At 44.5% G+C, this 8,151-nt stretch carries 7 protein-coding genes; 2 read left to right on the top strand and 5 right to left on the bottom strand.

What is annotated here, in order from left to right; translation table 11 throughout:
• From BLS65_RS18945 to BLS65_RS16570, 5 genes are all read right to left on the bottom strand, one after another.
• On the bottom strand, window positions 1–173 hold a 173-nt coding region (locus BLS65_RS18945), incomplete at its 3' end, for a helix-turn-helix domain-containing protein (RefSeq protein WP_139180958.1).
• Between the two features lie 139 nt (window positions 174–312).
• Window positions 313–1,209, bottom strand: a complete 897-nt coding sequence (locus BLS65_RS16585; RefSeq protein WP_092440931.1) for an efflux RND transporter permease subunit — start codon at window positions 1,207–1,209, stop codon at window positions 313–315.
• 424 nt (window positions 1,210–1,633) lie between these two features.
• Entirely contained in the window at window positions 1,634–2,023 is a 390-nt protein-coding gene (locus BLS65_RS16580; RefSeq protein WP_092440932.1) for a VOC family protein, read from the bottom strand.
• Window positions 2,024–2,170: 147 nt separating this feature from the next.
• Window positions 2,171–3,226 carry an agmatinase family protein gene (locus tag BLS65_RS16575; protein ID WP_092440930.1) on the bottom strand — a complete coding sequence of 352 codons (1,056 nt, stop codon included), beginning with the start codon at window positions 3,224–3,226 and terminating at the stop codon, window positions 2,171–2,173.
• A gap of 244 nt (window positions 3,227–3,470) precedes the next feature.
• Window positions 3,471–4,820: a MutS-related protein gene (locus BLS65_RS16570; RefSeq protein WP_092440929.1), complete on the bottom strand. Its 1,350-nt coding sequence runs from the start codon at window positions 4,818–4,820 to the stop codon at window positions 3,471–3,473.
• A gap of 172 nt (window positions 4,821–4,992) precedes the next feature.
• Here BLS65_RS16570 and BLS65_RS16565 point away from each other — a divergent pair, with 172 nt between their 5' ends.
• Window positions 4,993–7,593, top strand: a complete 2,601-nt coding sequence (locus BLS65_RS16565; RefSeq protein ID WP_092440928.1) for an AsmA family protein — start codon at window positions 4,993–4,995, stop codon at window positions 7,591–7,593.
• Window positions 7,594–7,695: 102 nt separating this feature from the next.
• Window positions 7,696–8,151 (top strand): hypothetical protein (locus BLS65_RS18090; RefSeq protein ID WP_170830181.1); only part of this gene is annotated, 456 nt, incomplete at its 3' end.

The raw sequence follows: 8,151 nt of genomic DNA, 5'->3' as shown, positions 1-8,151 counted from the left end.
CGCTGCGCCACGTTGCTCTCGTAAATGCCCGTTTTGGCATCCCTGTTCCTGCGAATCTCCCGGGATATCACGGAAGGGCTTCGGTTGATAAACAGGGCTATTTCTTTTTGTAGCTTGCCTTGCTGTAGCATGAGGGTAATTACATACCTTTGCTCTTGGTTGATGTGCGCCATTACAACTTATTTTTAGAGGACTTAGGGGGTAAAGAACCACATTTTTTCCATCGGAGCAGCGAAGGTGAGTAATTCTCATCTTCCTGTTCTGAAAAAATGCAATTCCTTTCTCTCCAATCAATCCTATAAGTTGCATTTGTTACTTGAATTTAGGCATCATAATCTGACCCAGAACCGTTTCTCCCTTTCCATTAGCAGTAATGGCACCAAAACGGTTTGCAAAACCGAATTTCACCATGGCCAAATCTTTTATAAGAATTGGCGTACCTGTATTGTTCGTAACTACAATGTTTTCAATATCGGCTAAAGTCTTTGCCTGTCCATCGCCCCTAATAAAATAACTCTGATTTGTTTTTTCAATATAGGAACCACCCGAAATACCATTGTTGTTTTCGAGCGCAGTATAAATATCCATTAAACTAATTCCAAGGCTTTTAATCCTTGCCGGATTCACCGATACCTCATATTGTTTTAAATATCCACCCCAACTGTTTATTTCAACTACACCTTTTATCCCCGATAATTGTCGTTTTATAATCCAGTCTTGGATTGTCCGCAAATCCATTGGAGTATACTTATCTCTAAATTCAGGTTTTACATCAACAATGTACTGGTATATTTCGCCTAAACCGGTGGTTATCGGTCCCATTTCGGGCACGCCATAAGCCTCAGGGATATTAGCCGATGCTATTTTAATTTTTTCAGCAATTAATTGTCGGGGTAAATAAGTCCCCATGTTTTCTGAAAAAACCACCGTAACCACGGAAATCCCGAATTTCGAGATAGAGCGTATTTCCTCAACACCAGGCAAATTCGCCATCTCCATTTCAACAGGTGTTGTAATAAATTGCTCAATTTCCTGGGTCGACAAATTACCAGAGGTGGTAATTACCTGAATCTGATTATTTGTAATATCGGGCACTGCACCCACTGGAATATTTAAAACTGCATACAGACCAAAAGCCGCTATAGTAAGCGTAAATAGTATAACTATCAGTTTGTTCTTTACGCTATAATCAATAATTTTTTCTAACATGGCAATTCGATTTTTTAGTCAACATACTTAGTATTTAAATATGTATTGTGCTAAGTTGTTGAATTAAGGCCCGTAAAGTCAACTTGAGCATAACTCATTTATGCGTGTGATAAAATCACCCTGTATACAAATCTAACCTTTTTCCCACTACCAATCAATAATAAACAAGGAATGTATTATGCAAAAAGAAAAAAATAGCTGAAAAGAATAAATAGGTTATACGTTTGACTATGAATTAAATATAAGCCTTTGTATTTAGGATACGATAATAATTAAGACAAAAAGACCCAAGCCTGCGAATAATCGTGTCCCTTAAGTAAGATACAATACAAGTAGATATTGGGTTTGTGGTGGTTCATTTCGAACCTGTTTAGTGTTACAGACGCAACCGTGCCCATAGGCACAGAAGGAATTGGTTATTAACCTATGCTGTTCTCTCGGCAAAGGCGATAATATGCCCATCGGGATCGGCGCAGTAGGCCACCGTATCGCCCCAATCGCAGGCCTTGGGCATGCTTATGGAAACGCCACCAGCCTTGATGGCACGCTTAAAGTAATCGATAGGATTCTTAATGTAGAGGTAAACTTCGCTTCGAGGAATTCCACTCCCCAGTGACGGGTGTGGAATCCTATCGCCCAAAAGGCGAGCCACACCATTCTCGGGCATAATTCCGAGTTTGCATCCCGGTCCTAGCTGAAACTCCGTCATTCCCGGTACGTCCAAAACAGGTTCCTGCATTAAAACATCACGGTAAAAATCTCTACTGCGCTGCTGATCGGCCACGTATACTATGTAAATCGCAATCGCATCCATTGTATCATCAATAAGTTTATCACGCCTAAAAATAAAAAAAGCCGGAATTACCCGGCTCCCTTTGTTGCACTTTTTGATTAACAAAAACGTTTTACTTTACCTAGCAAGGGCTTACCTTGGTTCTGAATTGTTTCTAGTAATCAATGATTATGCCTTAATTGTTTTGCCAAATTTAGCATCGACGGAGGCCAGAGTAAACAGACCCAGCTTATAGAGCATGCGTGCCCCCACGCTGGCATCCCACTCACCCTCGCCGGGCGAAACCTCATTAAGGTCGAAGCCAATGATTTGCTTTCCGCTTTTCACCACCGATTTAAGGAGGTAATGCGCTTGGTTGAAAGTCAACCCTCCCACTACCGGTGTTCCTGTGTTGGGGCAAAGTTCTGGGGTAAGCCCATCGATATCGAAGCTGATGTATACTTTTTGGGGTAGTTCGGCCACGATAGCCTCGCACTGCTGGTGCCAATTCTTTCCGTTGAAGCAATCGGACTTTAAGTCGTAATCGCTAAACATCTTTATGCGGCTATCAGCTTGTATCACGTCAAACTCGTCTTGACACAAGTCGCGAACAGCCACTTGTACGAGCTTCTCAATCTGAGGAAGCTGCATGGCGTTGTGCATAATGGAGGCGTGCGAGTAGGTGAATCCCTCGTATGCCACGCGCAAGTCGGCATGAGCATCGATGTGCAGAATTCCAAACGAAGGGTGTACCTCGGCAAGCGCTTGAATAAGGCCAAGCGGAGTGCTATGATCGCCACCAACTAGGCCTACAATTTTTTCACGTCGTAGCCATTCGCTAGTCTCTTCCTTAACGGTTGCCACCATTTCGCGGCATGCTTCATTTATTGACTCCAAGCGTTGAAGGAATTTCCTACTCTCCCTGTCGCCGCCCTCCTCCATGTAGGTAATCAGTGCCTCAGCCACATCCCGATTTTTGGAGCTGGTGTTGTACATATCGTCGTCGATGGGGAGCGATCCTATTTTGGCACTCCATGCCTCAGGAACATCGAAGTCGAAAAGATCCACCTGAAGGGAAGCATTAAGCATTGCCTGTGGGCCATGCGATGCACCTCCACCATACGATGTAGTTACATCCCAAGGTACAGAGTAAAGGATTAAGTCAGACTCTTCGGGTGTGTATGGTAATCCGAAGAAGTTATCATTGGAAATACCAATGTCGTTGGGATCGAATTCTTTGCTCATTATAAAAAGTTTTATAAATTATACAGCGTTAACGGTTAATCTGATTGTTTCTCGGGCAACGAACATAAACACTTTTGAACAAGAAACCAAATTGGTAGGCAAAAGTAGGGAGAAACTTCAATTATACAAACCACGCTCGACAATGAGTTGAAAAAAGCGTTTCCAGCGGAGGTTATTACTCCCCAACAGAAAAGAAGGTGGATAAATCCTATGTTAATAGGCAAATTGTCCCATTTTCAAATCATCAATCCATCAAATCATCCTCAACCCCAAGTAGCTTATCCACCCCCTCATTCTTTAGAATAATAAGGCCTATTCGCTCGTCGGATACACCCTTCTTTAACTTATAGTCGAACTGCGGTTTACCGTTTACCACTCGGCTACTAAAGCAATTGAAAGATACTGAGTTTACTTTTTTGAGATCGACCGCCAACTCAAGAAGATGTGAGGAGATTACCACCAAACAGCTGGGGTTCTTGGCCAACCCCTTAATCACCATTAGCGATCCATCGTGCGCATCCTTTATATTGGTGCCCTTAAAGAGTTCGTCCATAATTAGCAACACCTTGGGAGTGTCTCGGACAAACTGCGCCGCCTTCTTTACCCGCAGCACTTCGCTATAGAAATAGCTATAGCCTAAGGTTACGCTATCCTCGGTATTGATGCTGGAAAGAAGCCCATTAAAGACGCTCATTCGCCCCAACTTAGCCGGAATGGGAAACCCCAAATGCGCTAAGTAAACGCAAATACCCAAGGCCCTAAGAAAGGTAGTTTTTCCAGCCATATTTGGACCGGTAAGAAAAACCACACTCCCGCTATTTCCGAGCGAAACGGTATTGACCACCGGTGCATTTAAAAAGGGATGCCATACATCAGTAAGCTCTACTACTGGCGTTTGTACATCAAGCATCTCAGGAAACGAAAAGCCCTTTTTATGGCCAGCCAATGCAATAGATATCAATGCTTCCAACTCGAAAACATGGTTTACCATCAACACATATTTTACCGAATCGTGTCCACGGAAAAGCTTATCGATCCTAAGCAGCTCGTTGCTCTTCGCCTTCCGGGTTTCCTTCCTGAGCACCTCTGCCAGGATTCCCTCTTCGAGAATGGTAGTAATGGATGCAACTAAATCTTTTAGGAGCTTAGGCAGATCTGCTGAATCGACCCGCGCCAACCACCCCTGGAGTTTTTCAAAATAGCGGATAATGTGTTGGGTTCCATGGAGGGATATCTCGCGGAATTCGGAGCTAAATGTTCTTCGAAATACACTTTCCACCCAGAACAAAGCCTCCTCCTCAAAAAGCATTGGCTTCGATTTGGATATATAGTAAAGGTTTATCCTGTTGGCTTCCTGTGGCGTAATGGGAAACGACCACACATCAAGGTGCGTTTGAATATGCCTTAGTGCCGCTTGCACCTCAAGAATGGAGTCGCGGCTATTATAGGCATTGTAAAAGCGCTCCTTCAGCTTCAGCTTTCCGTCGGGAGTGACGGTTTCGTCGAACAGGTCGAGAATGGTTTTATCTCCCCTGGCTTCGAATATTTGAAGGTCGGAGGCTGTATGGTGATCTATTTGCAGCTTGTTTTCCATAGCCTAGGCTTAAGATTATCGAGAGGAAATTGGCACGGATGATTCATTATTTTTCAAAAATACAAAACAAAGCCCACAATTCTAAAGTTTATTTCGTTTCGACTGCTTAACTTTGAACCAGATTAACGCAATAAAGAATAATCCATATTAATAACCTCATAAATTAGAGACTATGAAGAAGTTTCTCAAGATTTTCCTCAAATCGCTAGGTATTTTCCTTGGCGTTGTGATTCTTGCCATGATCTTAATCCCTCTCCTGTTCAAGAGCCAGATCATTAGCAAGGCCGAGAGTGTAATCAACGAAAACGTCAACGCAACTGTAACGTTTTCGGATGTTAGCCTCTCCCTCTTCCGGGATTTCCCAAACCTTTCCATAGCGCTAAAAGACCTTAGCGTGGTTGGAATCGATAAATTCAAGGATGATACGCTCGTGGCATTCTCGTCGTTCAACCTTTCGGTAAACCTTGGGAGTGTAATATCGGGTGATCAAATAAAGGTAAACTCAATCAGCCTGAACAATCCGAAGATCTACGCGAAGGTGCTGGCCGATAGCTCAGCCAACTGGGACATTGCAAAACCCTCGGCTCCCACTCCCGAAACGCCAGTTGATACTTCGGCTGCTTCGCCCTTCAAGCTATCGCTTAAGGAGTTTATAATCAACAACGGTAACATTGTATATGAGGATCAAACCTCGAACATGATAGCCGGAATAAAGAACCTTAACTTTAGGTTGGGCGGCAACCTTTCCGATGAAATTACCACCCTCGATATTAATTCGAGCATCGAAAACCTAGCCGTAATGATGGGCGGAACCACCTTTGTTCAAAACATGATGGTAACCCTTAAGGCAAAGGTAAGTGCCGATCTTAAGAATATGGTGTTTACCATTCAAGACAACGAAATTGGCGTTAACAAGCTGGTGCTTGGGGTAAATGGTTCCATTGCCATGCCCGATAGCAGCATGGTTTTCGACCTAAAATACTTTACAAAGGAGACAAGTTTCAAAACCCTTCTCTCCATGGTTCCTTCGGTATTTATGAAGGATTATGAGACCCTAAAAACCGATGGCAAGCTTTCACTCGACGGAACCGTTACCGGCACCTACAACAGCAAGCAGCTGCCCAACGTTGGGCTTAAGCTACTTGTTTCCAATGCTCGCGTCCAATACCCTATACTGCCTAAAGCCATTGAGGGCATCAACATCGACCTCAACGTAGACTTTAACGGATCGGACGATAGCAAAACACTTATCGACTTGCGCAAGTTCACCATGAGCATGGCCGGTAACCCAATATCGGCAAAGGCGCAGGTACGCACCCCGATGACCGATCCACAGGTGAGCGCTGCCATCGACGGAAAAGTCAACTTTACAACCCTTGCCGATGTAGTTCCTATGGAGAACGTAGCCATGAAGGGTATTATGACTGCCAACGTAAACATGGCTGTGCGTATGTCGCAAATCGAGAAGGAGGAATACGACAACGTGAAGGTAGACGGGTTGGTTGAACTCCAGAATTTCGAGATGAAAACGCCCGACCTTCCTGCTGATGTAAAAATCCCTAGCTCGAAGATTCAGTTTACCCCCAAATACCTGCAGCTCGATCACTTCAACTGCCTCATTGGCAAAAGCGATTTAAGCTTAAAGGGTAGGGTAGAAAACTTCCTCGGTTATGTGTTTAAGAGTGGTGTTCTCAAAGCCAATTTCGACCTGAGTTCGAACCTTTTGGATGCAAATGAATTTATGAGCGAAGACGCAACACCCGAAACTGCAGCCGTAGCAGATACCACTCCAATGAAGACAGTCTTTATTCCACAAAATATTGACTTTACGCTAAACACCAGCCTCAAGAAGGTGCTCTTCGACAAAATGGAGATGACCAATGTTGGCGGAGATGTAGTGCTTAAAGGTGGAAAGGCAATCATGGACAAGCTGCACATGAACCTGTTCAACGGCTCCATGATGGTTACCGGCACATACAATACTGCCGATACCACCAAGCCATCGGCCGATATGGACCTCGACATTAAGAACCTCGACATTCAAATGGCGACCAAATCGTTCTCGATGATCGAGAAGATGGCGCCCATCACCAAAAATTGCCAAGGAAACATCTCGCTGAAGTTTACCTTTAAAACCGACATCGATCAAGAAATGAGCCCAGTGCTTAAGTCCATCGATGGTTACGGAAAGCTACAGTCGCAAAACCTCCAGGTGGTAAATTCTAAAACCTTCGACCAAATAAATAAGGTTATGAAGGCAAAGGGAATGGGCAATACCATTAAGGATGTAAACATCAGCTTTACCATTAAGGACGGTTGGGTAAATGTAGCACCATCCACCCTAATGATTGACGATATCGCCCTCACCTTTGGTGGCCGTAACGGACTTGACCAAACGCTCGACTATAACGTGGATTTGGTTGTTCCGTCGAAGTATTTTGGCGATGCGGCATCGAAGCTGGCCAGCTCCCTGCTATCCAAAACACCACTTGCAGGAAAAGAGATAAAGATGCCTGAGAAGATAAACGTGAAGCTTAAGGTAGACGGAATGGTTACCGATCCAAAGGTAAAGCTTGCAGGGATGAGCTCCGGTGCTCCCGGCGAAGGGAACACGTCGGCCAAGGAAACCCTTAAGGAAACGGTAAAAGAAACCGCCAAAGAAGAGGTAAAAAAGTATATGGAAGAGAATAAGGAAGATATTGAAAAGAAGAAGAAAGAGGCTGCCGACAAAGCCAAGGAAGAGCTAAAGAAGAAGCTCAAGGGTTTGTTCTAAGCATTCTATTAATGTAAAAAGCGAGGCAGTTCAGTAGAACTGCCTCGCTTTTTGTATACCCTGACTAGTCTCAGTTACCTGTATAAAATGCTTGCCGGCGGCTTGGTAGTTTTACTCCTCACTTTCGGGAGTTACTACTCCATACTTCCGGGAGTTATCCCTCCACACTTCCGGGAGTTACTACTCCACACTTCTGGGAGTTATCCCTCCACAATTCCGGGAGTTACTACTCCACACTTCCGGGAGTTACTACTCCACACTTCCGGGAGTTACTACTCCCTACTATCGAGCCTTATGTCGCCATACTATCGAGCCTTACGTCGCCATACTATCGAGCCTTATGTCGCCATACTATCGAGCCTTACGTCGCCATACTATCGAGACTTATGTCGCCATACTATCGGGCCTTATGCCGCCATACTATCGAGCCTTACGTCGCCATACTATCGGGCCTCCGCCCTTGTTACGGTTGAACCACGGTTTCAATTACTCGCTGCGCTCGTGAGCTCACCTCCTTCGTCGGTTCGGTTCCAGTATGGTGCGATTAGGTGCACAATA

It is taken from the genome of Williamwhitmania taraxaci, assembly GCF_900096565.1.
Classification (GTDB): domain Bacteria; phylum Bacteroidota; class Bacteroidia; order Bacteroidales; family Williamwhitmaniaceae; genus Williamwhitmania; species Williamwhitmania taraxaci.
Note: the sequence above shows the minus strand (reverse complement) of the source record. Positions and strands in the feature narration are given on the sequence as shown.